Annotated in this window: 10 protein-coding genes; 6 read left to right on the top strand and 4 right to left on the bottom strand. The window is 35.4% G+C overall.

Annotated features, from left to right (window positions below):
* Positions 1-181: 181 nt before the first annotated feature.
* The 4 genes from ACHRV5_RS13750 to ACHRV5_RS13735 all read right to left on the bottom strand — a co-directional run bounded on the left by ACHRV5_RS13750 (position 182) and on the right by ACHRV5_RS13735 (position 3,424).
* A complete protein-coding gene (locus ACHRV5_RS13750; protein ID WP_395427136.1) occupies positions 182-391 on the bottom strand; it encodes a hypothetical protein in 210 nt (69 codons plus the stop codon).
* An 85-nt stretch (positions 392-476) separates the two neighbouring features.
* The gene (locus tag ACHRV5_RS13745; RefSeq protein ID WP_395427135.1) at positions 477-965 is read right to left on the bottom strand and encodes a peptide-methionine (S)-S-oxide reductase; all 489 of its coding nucleotides are present in this window, start codon (positions 963-965) and stop codon (positions 477-479) included.
* 70 nt (positions 966-1,035) lie between these two features.
* The gene (locus tag ACHRV5_RS13740; protein ID WP_395427134.1) at positions 1,036-1,527 is read right to left on the bottom strand and encodes a peroxiredoxin family protein; all 492 of its coding nucleotides are present in this window, start codon (positions 1,525-1,527) and stop codon (positions 1,036-1,038) included.
* A gap of 112 nt (positions 1,528-1,639) precedes the next feature.
* On the bottom strand, positions 1,640-3,424 hold the full coding sequence (locus tag ACHRV5_RS13735; RefSeq protein ID WP_395427133.1) for an aldo/keto reductase: 1,785 nt from the start codon (positions 3,422-3,424) through the stop codon (positions 1,640-1,642).
* Positions 3,425-3,851: 427 nt separating this feature from the next.
* On the opposite strand from ACHRV5_RS13735, the gene ACHRV5_RS13730 reads away from it, so the two are divergent.
* The 6 genes from ACHRV5_RS13730 (at position 3,852) to ACHRV5_RS13705 (ending at position 17,940) form a co-directional block, all read left to right on the top strand.
* Complete coding sequence (locus tag ACHRV5_RS13730; protein ID WP_047773459.1) at positions 3,852-4,553, top strand: outer membrane beta-barrel protein; 702 nt, start codon at positions 3,852-3,854, stop codon at positions 4,551-4,553.
* Between the two features lie 14 nt (positions 4,554-4,567).
* Positions 4,568-5,299: an outer membrane beta-barrel protein gene (locus ACHRV5_RS13725; RefSeq protein ID WP_395427132.1), complete on the top strand. Its 732-nt coding sequence runs from the start codon at positions 4,568-4,570 to the stop codon at positions 5,297-5,299.
* 28 nt (positions 5,300-5,327) lie between these two features.
* Positions 5,328-7,292, top strand: a complete 1,965-nt coding sequence (locus ACHRV5_RS13720) for a T9SS type A sorting domain-containing protein (protein ID WP_395427131.1) — start codon at positions 5,328-5,330, stop codon at positions 7,290-7,292.
* A gap of 71 nt (positions 7,293-7,363) precedes the next feature.
* Positions 7,364-17,134, top strand: coding sequence for a SpvB/TcaC N-terminal domain-containing protein (locus ACHRV5_RS13715; RefSeq protein WP_395427130.1), 9,771 nt, complete (start codon positions 7,364-7,366; stop codon positions 17,132-17,134).
* The gene (locus ACHRV5_RS13710) at positions 17,127-17,480 is read left to right on the top strand and encodes a hypothetical protein (RefSeq protein WP_395427129.1); all 354 of its coding nucleotides are present in this window, start codon (positions 17,127-17,129) and stop codon (positions 17,478-17,480) included. The genes ACHRV5_RS13715 and ACHRV5_RS13710 overlap by 8 nt, the downstream gene beginning before the upstream one ends.
* A 73-nt stretch (positions 17,481-17,553) precedes the next feature.
* On the top strand, positions 17,554-17,940 hold the full coding sequence (locus ACHRV5_RS13705) for a hypothetical protein (RefSeq protein ID WP_395427128.1): 387 nt from the start codon (positions 17,554-17,556) through the stop codon (positions 17,938-17,940).
* Positions 17,941-18,155 lie beyond the last annotated feature (215 nt).

Below are 18,155 nucleotides of genomic sequence, written 5' to 3'. Positions count from 1 at the left end.
GTTATAACTTGCTGGATGTAATTCTTTTTAACACATAGAAACATAGTTTTGAAAGTGATGCTTTATTTAAGGTGTGTTAATAAATTGTACACTTTGGGCTGTTATAGGTTTTATTTAAAAAATTAAAATTGTAATGAACTACTCCTTTCTAATGGTTTTTTACTGTTTTTTGTAGTATAATTCAATACTCGTTTTTAACTTGATTTACTAAATTCAAGAATACTGATTTTGTAAATCGGACAAAAGTTTTGGTTTCGTGATCGTAACCAACCCATTTGTAGTGATTGCCGTACGGACATAAAGGTGCTCCCTCAGTGGTACCTTTTACTAAAGAATACCGTGATTGATCCTTGACGAATTGTTCTTTGTCTATTTTTACTAAATGGCTCATGTCTTAGATTTATAGTACAAAGTTAGGGCGAAAGAAAGCGTTACTTGTAGACCCGATTTCCTGCAAATTTGTTTATTTTTCCCTTTTAGTCTTTAAGGGTGTATTTGCTGTATTTTTGGAACAATAAATTTAGTTTCGGACGGATGTAAGTTTCACAAAATGGTGCTTCTTTTCGAGTTTTATAGTAGTTCAAAAATTCGTCTTTGTTTATTTTAAATTGTACAAAAGGCAAAATTTCTGTAATGTACTTTTCTGTGTTTTCGATTTGTAATTCAGAAACGAATTTTAAGCTTTCTTCTTTTTGTTGTTCATTAAAATAGTAAATAGCACTTCTGTATTTGCTTCGCATACTGTGATTTGAAGTGCTGGCATGCGTAAGAAGATGGATCTCGATTAATGTTTTAAGTGAAATTAAATCAGTGTCAAAATGAACGATCACTGCTTCTGACCAATAATCCTGAGGCTCGACAGATTCAATCCAGCCTTGCTCGACCAATTCTACACCAATTAAAGTTTGAAAAACAGCTTCCGTACACCAATGACATCCGCCTCCAAATCCTATTTTAAGTCTCATTACGCGTTAATTTAATCGTGTTGGTATTCGTTTTTTTTAATGTCGTTTTTATTTAGCTGTTTTGACTTTACTATTTTTTTCTTGATTTTAGAAAAGCAATTGCGCCTTCTACGTTGATGTGAAAATCTGAAAAAACAACTGTATCTTCTTCATCAATCAATAAAAACCAAGGTGTTCCTCCGGTTTGAAAATCTGTCATAACCGTCGCCCTTTTTTCTCCATAATCAGAACCGTCATCGTGTCCAAACGGGATTTTTAGATCATATTTTAGTTGGTTTTCACGAAGTTTGTCGGCTGTGTTTTCATCAAAACCTTCAAAAACAGTTTGGACAGCAAAAAAGACAACATTTTTATCTTCTTGCAAAGCATCAACCATTTTTTTTAAAGAAGGCAATCCAATAGAGTGACAACCCGGACACCAGTTTTGGAATCCGTAGATTATTTTAAATTTTCCTTTGTGATCCTTTAACCGAATCGGAGCTGTTTTATTTCCGTCTCCGTCAATCCAATAGTTTACTCGTAATTCAGCTGCTTTTGGGCTTGTTTTTTCTGTATTGCTCATACCTATTTGTTTTTTAGAGTGCAAAGTTCGTTCAAAACAAGACCTAATTAGTAGACTGGTTGTCCTTATCAATTGGCAATTTTCCCCTCTTTGTTTTTGTGGAAAGCAAACTTTATTGCCAACTCAGTTTTTTTCGATCTTCCCAATAGTCTTCAGGTGTTTGTTTTACGGTTTTTAGAAGTTCGATTTCATGATCTTCTAAAGAAAAAGAGTTTGCTTTAAGATTTTCGTTCAGTTGATCGAGATGTGTTACACCACTAAGTACAGAGTATGGATTGAGTGTAGCGATTACAAATTGAAGGGCGATCGCATCAATACCTACATTATATTTAGTTGCTAAGTTTTGGAAAATTTGGAGCCCGTCATTTTTGTCTAAAAAGATACGGCCATTAGCCATTGCTTCTTTTATAATTACCTTTTTGAACTTTAGTTCTTCTTTTAAATTTAAAAGATTTTGCTCTAAGAGGTTGTAAGAAACCTGAAAAACATCAAATAGTGCTTCGTTATTGCATTTTATTTGAAGGGCTTTTTTAATGATTTCATTTTGATTTGCACCACTTGTAGAAAGGCCAATTTCGATGTTTCGCTCTTTTTTAATTTGGTATAATTTTTCTAATACTTCTTGGTTTTCCAAAACACCGCTTTCTAATGTGGCTGAGTGAATTTGGTAAATTTGAATGTTTTTTAATCTTTCGAAAGTAGTTTTCGATTGTCTTTCCAGCGTTTCAAGTGTATGACTTTTTACTTCGTGTACTATTGCATTTTTGTCAAAATTGGCAACATAAGTGTATCCCCATTTACTTGAAATGATGATGTCTTTTGGCTGGAATTCAGTAATCCATTCTGATAGTATTTCTTCTGCAACTCCATAACTGGGTGCGGTATCAAAATGCCTGATTCCGGCTTGGTAAGCTTCGGTTAAAAAATGTTTTCCTTGCGTTTTAAAAACTGCCAAATCAAAATTCTCATCTGAAATGGAATTGTTTTTAATATTGATATAGTGAGGCCTGCCAATGGCCGCCATTCCTAGTCCGATCATAGTTTTATTATTTTTAAACAAATTCAAAGCGTATTTTTTTTTGCGATATTGTATGGGGGCTATTTTTTCGTTCTTTTTAAAAAAACGACTAAAGGTCTGAATGTCATTAAACCCTAATTCATAGGCAATTTCAGAAATGTCTTTATCCGTATAAGAAATTAAACGGCGTGCTTCGAGCATGATGCGTTCCTGAATGAATTTGAGAGGCGATTTTGTTCCCAGTTTCTTAAACGTATTGGAGATTGTTTTCGGGGATTTGTAAATAAGGGAAGCATAATCCGCAACAGTATGTTTGCTTCTGAAATTAGTCTCTACCAGGAAATTGAAATTCCGTATCAAATCATTTTGTTCTGTACCCGTAATGCTGCTCAGGGATTGCATTTTGTAAACCCTGGTGCAGGTAATCAATATTCGTTTAAGCATCATTTGCAACATCTCGAGCTGAAGACTGTCTTTCATTTCAAATTCCAAAGTAGCCATTTTCCATGCCGTTTGCATTATTTCTAACGGTACTTCATTAATTTTTATGATGGGTAATTTTGCCGCTGCTCCATAATATAAGATTCCTTTACAGCCAATTTCACTGTCATGATCTAAAACGCAATAGAACGATTTGTTGAATTTCAGTAAATTAATAGTCTTGATGTTTTCGTATTCAAGTTTATGAAATTCCGTTAGAAAGACGATTTCATTTTTTTCAAAAGTATAAGGTATTCCATCTATTGTAAGTTTGTTTTGATCAGAAGTAAACCAAATAAGAAGCAGGGTTTGTGTTTTTGTGTTTTTTAAAAAATTGCTGTTGTGACTATCGATTTTTTGTAGTTCAAAGTACTCTCCGTTTTTTCCATCATATACCATCGCTGTGAGTTAAGTTTATTATTTGATTCTAAAAAGTTACTAAATAACTAAGTTACTTATTTAATTCTGATTATTTTGGATCATCAACGCTAATAATGTTTTGCAGGTCTAAGTGTTCTGATTGAATGCGTCTAATAATGTAAAATCTTCTAAAATGAGTATATTTAAGGAAACTATTTTACGGGTCTGCTGTATTGAAAATTTGCACGCTCTTAATACTGTTAAATGTAAAAATTTTCTACGGTATTTTTTTTGAAAGTTTTTTATTACGTTATCTTTTCTAGCCTTTTATTTACGGATCTCTATTGTACCAGTTTTTGGTTGTTTGACGGGAAAAAGACTCCTTTTGACAGATTAATTTGTTGTTTGTCGATTATTTTGATCGGGTATTCTATTATTAATACATATATTCGCAAAAATTTTTTGCATGAAAGTAATACAATACGTATCAATTTTTTTTTGTTTTTTTACTACAGCCCTTTACAGTCAAAATGAGTCCAATATAACCTACGGTTTGAAATTTGGCGCACTACATTCTAAAATCAGTAATCTGCCCGAAAGCATAAAAGGCAGAGACAATACATTTGACAACAGCGTTATGCAAAGTAAAGGCACTTACGGTTTAGAAGGTGGCTTTTTCTTAAATTTCAAACTTCATGATACCCGCGTTGCCATACAACCGGAAATTCTGTTCAGACAATCCGGTGAGAAAGTTTCTTATCGCGATGCGGTAGGAAAAGAATTTGAATTAGGACTCAATTATTCTTATTTAGAAATTGGTGCTTTGTATAAAGTTTATCCTTACGAAGGATTAAATCTGGGTTTTGGTGCTTTTTACGGCATTAGTTTATCTCCTAATAATGTTACTTATACTTCGAATGAAGCCGGAGGAATGTACGATGTTGCGACAAGACAGTTTTACCAGGACGGTCTTAACGGAGCGGATGACTTTTCACTGTGTTTTGCGGTTGGGTATGAATTGCATAAAAGTATACATTTTGATATGCGCTATTATTTAGGTGTAAAAGATGTAGTAAACAGTAATGCTTCCTCTTTTCAGTTTATCGAAAATCAAAACAAGAGCAGTGTCTTTTGTTTCTCTTTAGGTTATAGTTTTCATCAATGGTAATTTCAATTAAAAAAATGAAAAAAATTATTTTGCTTCTTCTTTTAGTAAGCACAAAATCTTTGTTTGCACAAGGCGACAGAGAGATTACGTATGGCTTTTTTGCAGGTGGAATTTATTCTAAAATGTCTAATCTTCCTGATGTGATAGTACCCAAAGGAATTTATCAGGGATATTCGCTAGAGGAAGAAGGAAAGTTTGGTGCAACAACGGGATTTGTAATCAATTGGAAATACCCGTATGCCAATGTAGCTATTCAGACCGAAGTTTCTTATTCCATGCAGGGGACAGATTTAAATTATAAAGATAATAAGGGACTTCAATACAAAATGACTTTTGGATACAGTTATATAAACGTTGGAGCGTCTTTTAAATATTATCCGATTGAAGGTTTTTATGTTGGTGTCGGACCTTATGTAGGTTTTAATTTGGACAGCAACAATATTAAATATACTTCTAACGCTCAACAAGTGTTTGGTAATTCAGGTGTTTATTTTGAGCCGGACGCCAATGTACAGAAAGTACTGAAAGAGTCGCTTACCGGTAAGAATTATTTTTACGGAATGTTGTCTGCAGGATACGAATTCAGTTCGAATTTGTCTGTTGGTGCCCGTTATACTTTAGGACTTACGGATGCTTTAACTACCGAAGAAAATGGCCATCGTTACAGTGAAAACAAAAATAAAATGAACAGTATTTCATTGATTATTGGATATTCATTTGATTTTGATGACCTGGGTAATTTTTAATAAACGATCATCTTGAAAATCAGGAGATATGAATAAGAAGATTTTTTTACTGCTAATGCTGCTGTCCACAACGACAGGTAGTTTGGTTTTTGCACAACAAAAAAGCGTACCCGGCAATGTTCAGGAACCTTTTTTTTGGATAAAATCAAGAGCCAATAACGACGCTTACTATTGGGAAAGCCTTACTAAAACAGAAGCAAAAGTTCCAACAAATACGCAAAAAGGAACGGCTTTTAATTTTAACCCCAGTATTATTTTTGATACCGCTCAGGATTCTTTAGTCCTGCCTTTGGGCGTTAACAGCAAAAAAAAGCAAACCGTATTTATGGTTTATAAAGTAAAAGACAGTTTGAAAGAACAACTTTTATGGACGATAAATGATACTAAAAAAACGGTTTCTGTTGCAACAAATAAACGCCTTGTTGATTTGAAAAAATACAGTTACAGGTCGTACAATGAAAAAGTCAAACTTCAAAAGGCGAATATTCATTTTTTCCAGCAAAACATAACCGACACTGTTGCGAAACCTTCTTCGCTGACTATTGGTTTAAAATCTAAGTTTGAAAAATTACCACCCGAAGAATTCAACGGAAACATAAGCGAAATTTTGGTTTATAACCGTGTTTTATCAGGTGTTGAAACTCAGAAAGTAGCCAGTTATCTCGCGGTTAAATACGGTATTTCATTGTCACAGTTTGAAATCAAAAATTATCTCAGCAGTTCGGGGATGACCATTTGGGACAACGATAAACACAAAGGATTTCAGTCTTCGATTACGGCAGTAGGACGAGACGATGTTAGTGGATTGCTGCAGCTAAAAAGCAGTAATATGGCCGAAGAAGGTTTATTGACGATGGAACTTAAAAGTAAAACGAACAAAATCCCAAATGATTATTTTGTTTTTTGGAGTGATAATGCAAAAAATCTTTTTGTAAAAAAGCAAGAACAAGGAGAGCCGGTAGGTGTTGACAGACAATGGCAACTAGATTTCACAGGTACTTCAGATCTAAACCTCGATTGGACTTTTGATCCAAAATTCATCAAAGGGACTTTACCTAAAGACACTTATTACTGGTTGTTGGTAGATAAGTCGGGAAAAGGAACTTATGAGGAGAATAATTCCGAGTACATTAAATTAGGAAGCACATCGAGTAAAGAAAAATTGGTACTAAAAGATTTTAACTGGGATCAGCAAAAATCAGGCAGTGTTAAATTTACTTTGAAAGTAGCGCCTCAAATGTTCAGTCGTGTTTGGATTACGCAGGCAAATTGTGGTGTAAATGCTTCAGGAGAATTAAATTATACGATTGAAGGCGGAGAAGGACCCTTCACAGTAACCGTTAAAAAACAAGGAACTGAAACCATTTTAAAACAATGGAGCCAAACAGCAAAAAGCAGCAACGGAGTTAAACTTTCTTCGGGGAATTATGATTATATCGTAAGAGACGCCAAAGGAAATTTATATTCGGAAACTGTTTTTGTGGCAGACAAACAAGGTACAGTTCCCAACTTAAAACCAGAATATCAATTAACAAACGGAAACGCTTTAACGCTGGACGCAAGTCTTGGTTTACCAACCGGGAATTATGAATATGAATGGTATTACGAGGGTAATTTTATCGATAATAATCCTAAAATACTCGTAGATCAGCCGGGTAATTATGAGCTAAGATTGTCTAATGAGCAGGAATGTAAAACGTCAAGTAAAATTGCAATTGCGACAGATGGAAAAGAAAATACAGACTCAAGTGTATTGATTTTATATCCAAATCCTACTGTTGACGGTCATTTTACTATTGCCATGCAGTTTGCCACAAAAACAAATGTCACGGTTAGTATTTATAGTCCAACGGGTACTTTGGTACAACAAAAGCAGTTTTCTCAGATTGAAAATTACATTTACGATGATGTGATTAAAGCCTCATCAGGAATGTATCTCGTTACCGTTAATTCAGATTTCGGAACAAAGACTTTTAAAGTTATTGTGCGATAATCTGACCGCTTAAAATTTAAATATTTTATACGAATAAATAAAATAAACGATTGCTCCCAGTCGATTACTATATGAAAAATAAAATTATAATTCTTGTCCTTTTAGTAAGCTCCTTTTTGTTTGCAGTGAATTTTAAGAACTATCCTGTAGTTTCTTCGTTTGCACAAGATCTTTTTGAAAACGAAAACGAAAGTAAAGCTCCAGTAACAGATTCAATTGATACGGCTCCAAAAGCAGTTAATAAAATAAAAGTATTTGATGCCGATATAAAAGAAGGTTTTATTGGGGTAAAAGACGAATCGGATACGGATGATGCCTACGATAATGTTTTTCATCTTGCGATAAACGAGATGCCTACTGTTTATGAAAATGCTTATTTGGAGTATGAATTATACGGTTACGATCAGTCGGCTTCGATCTCGAGAAGTTTAAATAATCAGGCGAGTATCGGGGGACAATTTTTGTCTAAGAATACGAGTTGGAGTTTACAATCAGAATTGCTTTCAGAAAAATCTTTGAGACAGGGAGATAACGTAATATTGTTCACCGCTCCCGAAGGAACTTCGAATAATTATAAAGTTAAAAACGTACAAATTGTATATCGTCCATTAAAACTTTCAAGTAAGTATACTTTATTAAAATCGGATGATAAATTGTATATCAAAGGGACTAATTTTCCTTCGCATATTAGCAAATTGAGTATTGATGGTATTGCTGTTAATGTCAATCAGCCGGAGTTTGAATTGATTTTGGATCGAAAAGATTTAAATTCGGATCAATATGTTACGGTTTATAAAGAAACCACAACAGGAGTTGGTAGCACTGAAAAATTAAAAATCAATGATTTCTTAAAAGCAGATACTTTCAGACCGCTTGAAAATGCTAAAGAAAGTTTTTCTAAGACCATCGATTTTAAAACGGCTAATACCCTTTCGTATAAAGATTTTTTTGCAGTTTTTCCATTAGGAGCATTAAAATCAGATGTTCAGGTGTCGGTAAGAGGCTTGCGTAAAATTGATATTGCGCCTTTAAACTCCGCAATGGTTAACGTTACGGGAGCAAATGCCGGATTTAGATTATTACCACACGGAACTCTTTTCGAAAAAGCGGTACGTTTATCACTTCCATTTGATAAAAAAGCAATTCCGGAAGGTTATACAGAGAAAGATATCAATGTCTTTTATTTTGATGAAAACAAACGTCTTTGGCAAGAAGTAAGCAAAGATTCGTTAGACATTAAAAGAGGAATTATCACTGCGAAAACAACACATTTCACGGATTTTATTGCCGGAATTATAAAAATGCCCGAATCTCCTGAAACTTCAGGGTATACACCAACAAGTATAAAAGATTTAAAAGCAGCAAGTCCGTTGGTTGGAATCCAATCGATCGCACCACCTTCAGCAAACGGAAGAGGAACGATGAGTACTGGTTTTAGTATTGTTTTACCAAGTGGAAGAGGGGGTATGCAGCCTTCGTTTAATTTGCAGTATGATAGTGATGGTGGGCACAGTTGGGCAGGAACGGGTTGGGATGTTTCGGCTCCTGCAGTAAGTATAGAAACCCGTTGGGGAGCACCACGTTATGATGCTCAAAACGAAACAGAAAGTTATGCGATTGCGGGCGAACAGTTAATCCCTAATTCACATAGAGCAACTTGGGTAGGCAGAACAGCAGACAAACAGTTTTATCCAAGAAGAGAAGGCGCTTTCCAGCAGATTATCAGAAAAGGAGCTTCAACTAAAGATTATTATTGGGTGGTAAGAGACAAAAGCGGTGTTGCCAGTTATTATGGTGGTAATGCATTTGGTCTGGCAACAAATGCAGTATTGCAGGATGCTTCGGGAAATATTGGTCATTGGGCACTTTGTTTCCAAGTCGATTTAAAAGGAAACTCGGTAAGTTATGAGTACGATAAGAAAGACGGAGAGCTGTATCTTAAAAATGTCTATTACACCGGTTTTGGATCAGAGAAAGGAAATTACAGTGTCTCTTTCATTAAAAATAGCGATTTAGGAGAAGTCAACAGACCCGATGTTCAGGTTTCGGCCAGACTTGGTTTTAAACAAACGAACAATCAGTTGTTGCGAAAGATAGAAGTTCGCTATAAAAACCAAATGATTCGCAGTTATGAACTGAATTATAAAGAAGGAGCTTTTAAGAAAACCTTACTGAAATCGGTTGCAGAATACGATTCAGAATCGAAATTATTCTACACGAATACGCTGGATTATTTTGATGATGTAAGAGAGACTTCAGGCAAATACAATCCTTTTGGACCCGAGCAGGTATGGAGTGTTCCAAGTGATAATATCAAGCAGGGATTCACAGGAATTAAAGACTTTGAAAGCAATCATACTTTAGCTGGAAGTACCAATGGAACTTCAACCGGAATCAATTACAGAATAGGTATAGGACTTCCTACTTTAGGGACTTTTAAATCGAATACGATAGGACCACACGGAGGAAATAGCTGGGGATCATCAGACGTTTCTGTCGTTTTACAAGATTTAGACGGAGATTCATTTCCGGATAAAATTTTTAAGATTGGTAATGATGTTTATTATCGCAAAAACTTATACGGTTCAGGGCAAAATGCCTTTGGAGAAGCGATTCGTATTGAGAATCTGGGGAATTTAGGTTTTACGAAATCAAAAACATTCAGTTGGGGAGTTGACGCGACCGTAGGTTTTGGATCGGCTTCTGTAAATGTCGGTTATGACGAACAACGCTCGACCAATAAAACCCAAAGTTACTTTATGGACTTTAACGGGGATGGACTGGTAGATTTTGCAGATGGCGGGAAAGTATATTACAACCGTATTATCAATGGTGTACCTCATTTTCTACCCAATAGTTCAGGAACTCCTTCGCCTGTTTCGGGTGATGGAAATCTAATTATAACGACTCCGGATCGTACTCAGGAATTACAGGAATTATTAGATAAAAATCCTTTGCATGATGTGGTAAGAGTATGGCAGGCTCCGGCAACGGGAGAAATTACTGTGACCCAAAGTTTTGCCTTGCTAGAAGATCTTTCCGTAGAACGTCAACAGTATAAAACGCGTGACGGACAAGGGAAAGCAGATGGTGTGCATTTGTATTTTCAAAAAAACAACAATTTGATATGGGATCAGGTTATTGGTGCTGATGATTATGGATTAAAAATAAAACCGGCTACAACTTTGTCCGTTCAAAAAGGAGAACGCTTGTATTTCAGAGTAAGTTCTATAAAGGATGGTAACTATGATAAAGTGGTTTGGGATCCAAAAATAGAATACACTAAAGCAATCGATTATTATAATGAGAGTGGGATTTTAAGAAATAAATTGATTGATGTTACTACTGTTACAGATGCAAATTTATTGTCTTTAAAAACCTATCAGGCTTCGAAAGACTTTTTTGTAAGTTCATCCAATCCGATAATAGTTCCAAAAGCCGGATTGATTCGTTTTTCAGGGCAATTTAAAAAACCGCTGACATCAGATCACGTTACTTTAAAAGTGGTTAAAACGGTAGTAGGTTCGGTAAACGAAACGGTGTTGTACGAAAAGAGATTTTTAGCTTCAGAAATTGTTACTTTAGATTTAGCGACACTTAGTTTTGCTATTGCTGAAGACAATGCTTTTGTGCGAATGAGGATTGAGACGGTTACGAATATTGATTTGAAAGCATTGGTGGTTGATCCAACCGTTACGATTCCGGGAGTAGCAGGAACAAGACCGGAAGACAATATTAAAAAGGTAGAGATCTCGCATTCGTTTTATAATAAAATAGATGGAAACTATATTATAACAGGAAAGAAACCTACTATTAACGGTAAACTAAATCTATCTGTAAATCCGGCAGATTACCAGTTAATTGCAGGTCCTGCCGCTTCAAGATACAATGGTAGACTAGTAATTTCTGCCAAACAGGGCACTAATTTAGTGGCTAGAAAGACGTTTAATGTGGTCAATGGAACATTGGTAGAAACGACTTCCGTTTTTGATGGTACCTATACCTATGCAGAGGCTAAAAAAGACCTTCCAATTGAATTGGAATTCTATGTAAGTGATCCAACTTTAACAGATATTGTCAGAGCTTATCCTAAAAATAATGCGCTGCAAATTGCTTATAATATAGTTGATGCGATCACAGATCCATTACTACCTGTGGTTTGGAATGACACTACAACTGAGTTTTCAATTTACAGTAACCTGCCATCGGAAGCCATTACTTTAGGATTATTGTACCGAAATTGGGGAAGTTTTATTGTAAATGGAAATCTTGCCGGTACTACAATTGACCAAACGAGATTAAAACCGCAGACCAATAGTGTAGACCCAAACAATTTTCCGGATTTAAACAATCTGAATCCGGATGCGATGCCTCCGGGCTTTGAAAGTTTCAAAGATTATTTCACGCAGTCTACCCAGATTTATTCCGAAAATATAGTATTTGGTGCAGAAAAAGCATCTTTTATTCAAAATGAATTTATTGGAAGTTCCCGTTTAGGAGAAGACGATATAGCGGAATATGTCGATTTTTCGTTGCCTCCAAACAATTTAGCAGGAGGAGCGACCGCAGCATTTGATATGATTACCGAAAGCAAAAGTAAAAGTTTTGCTGCCGGTGCCAGTGCAGGACCTGTTGGAGGAGGTTTGAGTACTTCTAAAGGAGATTCTTATGTGGTGCAGACCATGAGTGATTTTAACGGTGATGGTTTCCCCGATTATATCAGGGACGGTCAGGTGCAGTTTACCTCGCCTACAGGAGGACTTACTGGTAATAAAGCTGCGATAGGTGATTTTAGCCACTCCGAAAATACAGCTCAGGGAGGCAGTTTGTCCGGTAGTTATAGTCATGGTTCACCTGCAAATTCACTACAGTTAAGTGTCAGCAAAGCGGCCGTTACAAAAAATTACATGCAAACAGGAGCCTCCGGAGATGCCGAAAAAGGAGGTAAATCCGTTTCCTTAGGTGGAAATATAGGAAAAGGAGAAGACCATTCTGAGCAGGTATTTTCAGACGTAAACGGTGATGGACTGGCAGATAAAATCATAGCTGACGGAAGGGTGTCTTTAAACACCGGATATGGCTTTTTACCCGAAGAAAATTGGACGAATCTTAATTTTATCAATAAAGGGAAGTCAAAGGATTTTAGTGCCAATTTAGGATATAGCATCTATAATGGTTCTTTCTCCGGTGGTTTGAATTACGGAAGTTCTGTTTCTGACGGGACAAATACCTTTATGGATGTAAACTCAGACGGATTAGCAGATAAAATTACATATCGTGACAATGATGTTTTGGTTGAATTGAATATGGGTAATTATTTTGGTGCCCCTATTACTTATCCAAAATATTCGGCGATGTCAAGAAATAAATCCGTTAGTTACGGAGCCAGTATTGGTGTTTCTTATGATATTCCGTTGGTTCCACCAATTATTGTTATGAAATTAACACCAAGTATTGGTGGTAGTTTTGGAGCCAGTACATCTCGTTCCGAAGCTTCATTTTCTGATGTCGACGGGGATGGCAACATAGATTACATCGTGTCAAAAGATCAGAATAATTTAATTGTACGTCTTTCAAACATAAAAAGAACCAACAAATTAAAAAGCGTTACCAACGCAGCCGGAAACAGCTATGTGGTCGAATATGAGTTATTAAAGCCAACATATGAAAATCCTGCGTCTAAATGGGTTTTGCAATCCGTTGATATTTTTGACGGACATATTGGTGATGGTATTGATCATTCGATTACTAAGTTCAGATATGAAAATGGTTATTTTGATCGTCGTGAAAGAGAATTTTATGGTTTCGGAAAAATAATTCAGGAGCAAATTGATGCTGCCGATAATTCAGTTTTTTCAACTTTTATTGAAGAATTTTACAATCAGGATTATTTCAGAAAGAATCTTCTAAGATATAGTGCTAAGATTGACAAAAATAATAAAACACGTCAGGAATCAGAAAACGAATATAGTTTTATAGATGTGGCTACACAGGCAAGTGTTTCGGTTTCTGACTTGAATTTACCGGTGTGTGATGCCAAACGTATTTTTGTTGGATTGATACATACCAATCAAAAATCGTATGAAGGAGGAAGTGAGTATCTGGAAACTAACCTTTTTAATACTTATGATGCTAAAGGAAACATTACGCAATATGAAGATTTAGGGAATGGTAGTGCAGATGATAAGGTTACCGCTAAAATTACTTATCATGAGAGTACGACACCTTATTACAGTGGAATTGCAAAACAATTAGAAGTATATACTATTGAAGGATTACGTCGTAAAAGAGTAACAGAAATAAAAGCGACAACAGCTGACGTTACCCAAATTAGAAATTACAGCGCAGCGGATAAGATCGCAATTACTGATTTTATCTACGATGCATATGGGAATCTTCAGAAAATAACGGGGCCAGAAAACCACAAAGGGCAACGTATGACACTCGATTATACATATGATCCTGAAAATCATAGTTTTCTAACCGAAATAAAAGATGCTTTTGGATATCATAATACAATGGAATATGATTATCGTTTTGGAGATCTATTAAAAACGACTGATCGTAATGATCAGAGTACAGAATATAAGCTTGACGCCAAAGGTCGTACGGAATTGGTTCGTGGCTCTTATGAAATTGCCAGTGGAAAACCGTATACGATTTTTTACGAATATTTTCCGGAGGCAAAGGTACCATATTCTAAAACAAGAAATTATGATCCTGAATTGGATAAAGATATTGAAACTTACAGTTATACAGACGGGTTAGGACGGGCTTTGCAAGTTAAAAAAACAGCAAGTTTATTTACACAATCCGGCAGTCCTGATCAGGAAGCACAAATTATATCAGGTAAAATTATTTACGATGGTTTAGGACGTCCGACAGCGAGTTTTTATCCAACAACGACGAGTGTAATAGATAACAATTTTAGTACAGGGGTTTCAAATATAATGCCGACTAAAACGGACTATGATGAAATGGGACGTCCCGTTAAAGAAACCTTAACGGATGGAAGTTATAATACAACGAGTTTTGCTTTAGATAACATTGATGGTTTGCCAGTTTTACGTGCCACACAGACGGATGCCTTAAATAACACTATTCAAACCTTTACCGATGCTAAGGGAGAAAATATTGCCAGTCAGCACAATGATTTGCTGACTAAGTTTGAGACAAATGCGTTGGGTGAAACTGTAAAAGTAACTGATGCAATGGATCATGTTACTAAAAGTAGCTATGATTGGTTGGGGAGACGCGTTGAGTATATAAATCCGGACGCTGGAACAACAACTACAAAATACGATTTGGCAGGAAACATGACTTCCCGAATTACACAGGATATTAAAAATACAGTTCCAAATGGTGGTGCGATACAATATGAATACAATTTTAACCGACTTGAAAGTATAAAATACCCTAAAAATCCACAGAATAATGTACAGTATAATTTCGGTAAAGCTGACGGAACTGCATCCCGCAGAGGAAGGTTATGGTTTGTTCAGGATGCAAGTGGGGGACAAGAGTTTTTTTACGGAAAACTAGGTGAAATCGAGAAAGAAATTCGTACGCTTCGTATTACTCCTACAGATGTACAAACCTATATTTCACAGTTTGAATATGATACTTGGAATCGTATGCAAAAAATGACTTATCCGGATGGAGAAGTAGTTGATTACACCTATAATCGTGCTGGAAACCTGCAAAGTATGCAAGGTAAAAAAGAAAGTCATGTATATGATTATATAAAACAATTGTCGTACGATGAATTTGAACAGCGTAAGTACTTAAAATATGGAAATAATACAGAAACGAACTATACTTACGATTCGTCCATGCGCAGATTACAGCAGTTACAGGTCAAAAGTGGTTCGCGACAAGTGTTTGATAATTCGTATAGTTATGATTTAGAGGGTAATGTATTAAGCATAAAAAATGTTGCGCCTATTGTAAACAATACTCTTGGAGGTACAGCTTTGCACGAATATCAATATGATGGATTTTACAGGCTAAAATCAGCGAAAGCAACCTATCAGGGAGAATTTGTTAAAGCACAGTATGAGCTGAATATGAGCTATAATAAAATGCATAATATTACCAAAAAAGATTTGGTACATATTGTAAACAATGAGCAAAAAGGTTATGTTTTAGATTATAATTATGATAATGAACTTCATCCTAACGCTCCTAATAAAATTGTAGAAGCAGGAAAGACTGAACCAAGAGAATATGTTTATGATGGTAACGGAAACCCAACGAGTTATTCTGAATCTCAGAGTTTCAGAAAAATGACATGGGATGAAGAAAATCATTTGATGGGAATTAATGATAACGGACGAATACATCAATATACTTATGATTCAAATGGAGAGCGTGTAATAAAGAGTAGTGGTGACAGTCAAAACATAGCCATTAATGGTCAAACTGCTGCAACGATAGTTCATTCGGATGATTACACGGGTTATGTAAGCCCTTATTTCGTAATCAGCAAAGGGAAATTTACGAAGCATTATTATGAGAGTATGCGACGTATAGTAAGTAAGCTGGGTAATGGTGCGTTTGCACAACCATTAGGTATAACAGCCGGAGGTATAAACTATACGAAGCGAACTGCTGAACAGCAAAAAGCTTTGGATGCTTATGTAAAAAGTTTAGGCGTGCCTCCCGGGCCACCAACACAACATGGGATTTATGGAACACCTGAATTTACCGGTGACCCATATCCAAGTGAAGTTCTTAAACCAGTAGAGGAAAATCAGGAACCACCGGAAGGCTGGCCGAGAAATCCAATTTTCAACGCACCGGGTGATGTACCGGGACCACCCGTACAGTTTGGTCCGCCAATTGAACCAACAACAGTTAAAGCAGGTCAAGGTTTTACCGGAATTGGTTTGCCTGAAAATGATATTTTTTATTTTCACCCCGATCATTTAGGAAGTACGTCATACATTACTGTTAAAAACGGTAGTGTAAGTCAACATGTCGAATATGTTGCTTTTGGTGAAATACTGTTTGAGGAGCATAATTCGTCATTTTCTTCTCCTTATTTATTTAATGGAAAGGAATTAGACAGAGAAACAAACTTATCTTATTACGGAGCCAGATACCTGGACATGAAAACCAGTATGTGGTTGTCTGTGGATCCCTTGACTTTAAGAGAAGACTTTTTTGAAGCAGATGAAGAGAATCAATCGTCTACCGTTTTTAATCCTCAAAATCTTTCTTCTTATGTTTATTGTTATCAATCGCCAGTAAAATTTAATGATCCTGATGGGGAAAACCCTATATTAGGAGCCGTTTTAGGAGCTGCTGTTGACTATGGTATTCAAGTTGCTTCAAATTATGCTCAGGGTAAAAGAGGGATGGATGCATTTACTAAAAACATAAATTTATCTTCCATAGCGCTTTCTGCCGTTGAGGGTGGACTTACGTCAGGTGGAAGTGTAATAAAGAAAATAGCGGTTAAAAGTGCTGTTTTAGTGGTTAATAATGTTGTCGAAATTAAAACAAATGATAAAGGTGGCTTTGAAGCAAAAGTGGATAAGAACCCTAGAAATATTATTAAAAATATAGCTATTGATGCCACTGTAAATGGTCTTGCTAAAGGGGTAGGAACGAAAGGAGTTAAATTGCTTTCAAAAGCTGATATCAATAAAGGTACAATCGCTAAAACAATTAAAAAAGTTATAAGAGCAAGCGGCGGACGAGTAACTCGTGATGTAAATAATAAGGTTAAGAAGTTTTCAACAAAACTAATAGAACAAACAGCAAAAACTTTAGAAAATACGGCAAAGGCCGCTACATTAAAAACTGTTAATGATGCAAAAGACAAAACAAATGAATAATAAGAAAAAGAACAGTTTTTTAGTAAAACTAAAAAAGAGGATGTATTTACTAATTGCATTAAGTCCAATTCTTTACTTGTGCTTTAGTATATTTAAATGGCCCGTTTATAATTCTTTATTGGATAAGTATGCTGTCGTAAAAGAGGCAACAATTATTAATGAAAAAAACATTCAAGGTAAGGGAGTCATAACTCAGATGTTTACCTATTCATATGCGTTTTCTGCGAATGGGAAATTATATAACGGAGATTCCAAAAAGAGAGGCTATAAAATCGGTAATAAAATTGAGGTAGAGTATTTGGAATCTTTTCCAAGTATTAACAGACCCAAACAAATAAAAGAATAAGAGAAAAAGTTTTTTAATTAAGGTCTTTGGGTATTTCTTTATTGGGAATCCTTTGTTTTATTAAACTTTTAGGATGAAAATAAAAGACAAAATGGATACTTATACTAATGATAAAAAAACGCCAACCAAGCCAACCACCAAAGAGTACTTTAAATTAGCAGGTGTATTACTTGGTATTATAGCTTTTTTTGTATGGCTTTGTATCTATCTTATTGATGAAAAAACGGATGAAATTCAATATGTTAAAGAGGATTATACCACTTCGAAAGGAATAATTACTAAAATGTCTTTGTATAAAGGAAAAGCAGTGAGGATTAAATACGTTGTCAATGGAAAAGTATATGAGGAATCTGATGGAATGGGGAAAAAATTAAATAAAAAAGAAGGAGATTCAATAGCCATAAAATATTCCAATAAAAAACCGGAATTAATGGTTAGTGAATACAATTGGGATTATTAAAAAATCTCCCGTGTTTTGTCAATATGATTTTCGGTAGGAACGAGTACTGAAAACAAAAAAATAAGAATAATCGTAAGGATAAGTAAAAGGTACAGCAAAATATTTGACTGTACCTTTTTTTATTTTTGGAGTTTATGAAAAAAGATATCCAGCTTAAAAATCGTTTGACCGCAAAGAATGTGCGTAGATTTGAAAGCTTCGCTTAGGAAAACTGA

It is taken from the genome of Flavobacterium sp. FlaQc-52, assembly GCF_044007495.1.
Lineage (GTDB): Bacteria > Bacteroidota > Bacteroidia > Flavobacteriales > Flavobacteriaceae > Flavobacterium > Flavobacterium cupriresistens.
Note: the sequence above shows the minus strand (reverse complement) of the source record. Positions and strands in the feature narration are given on the sequence as shown.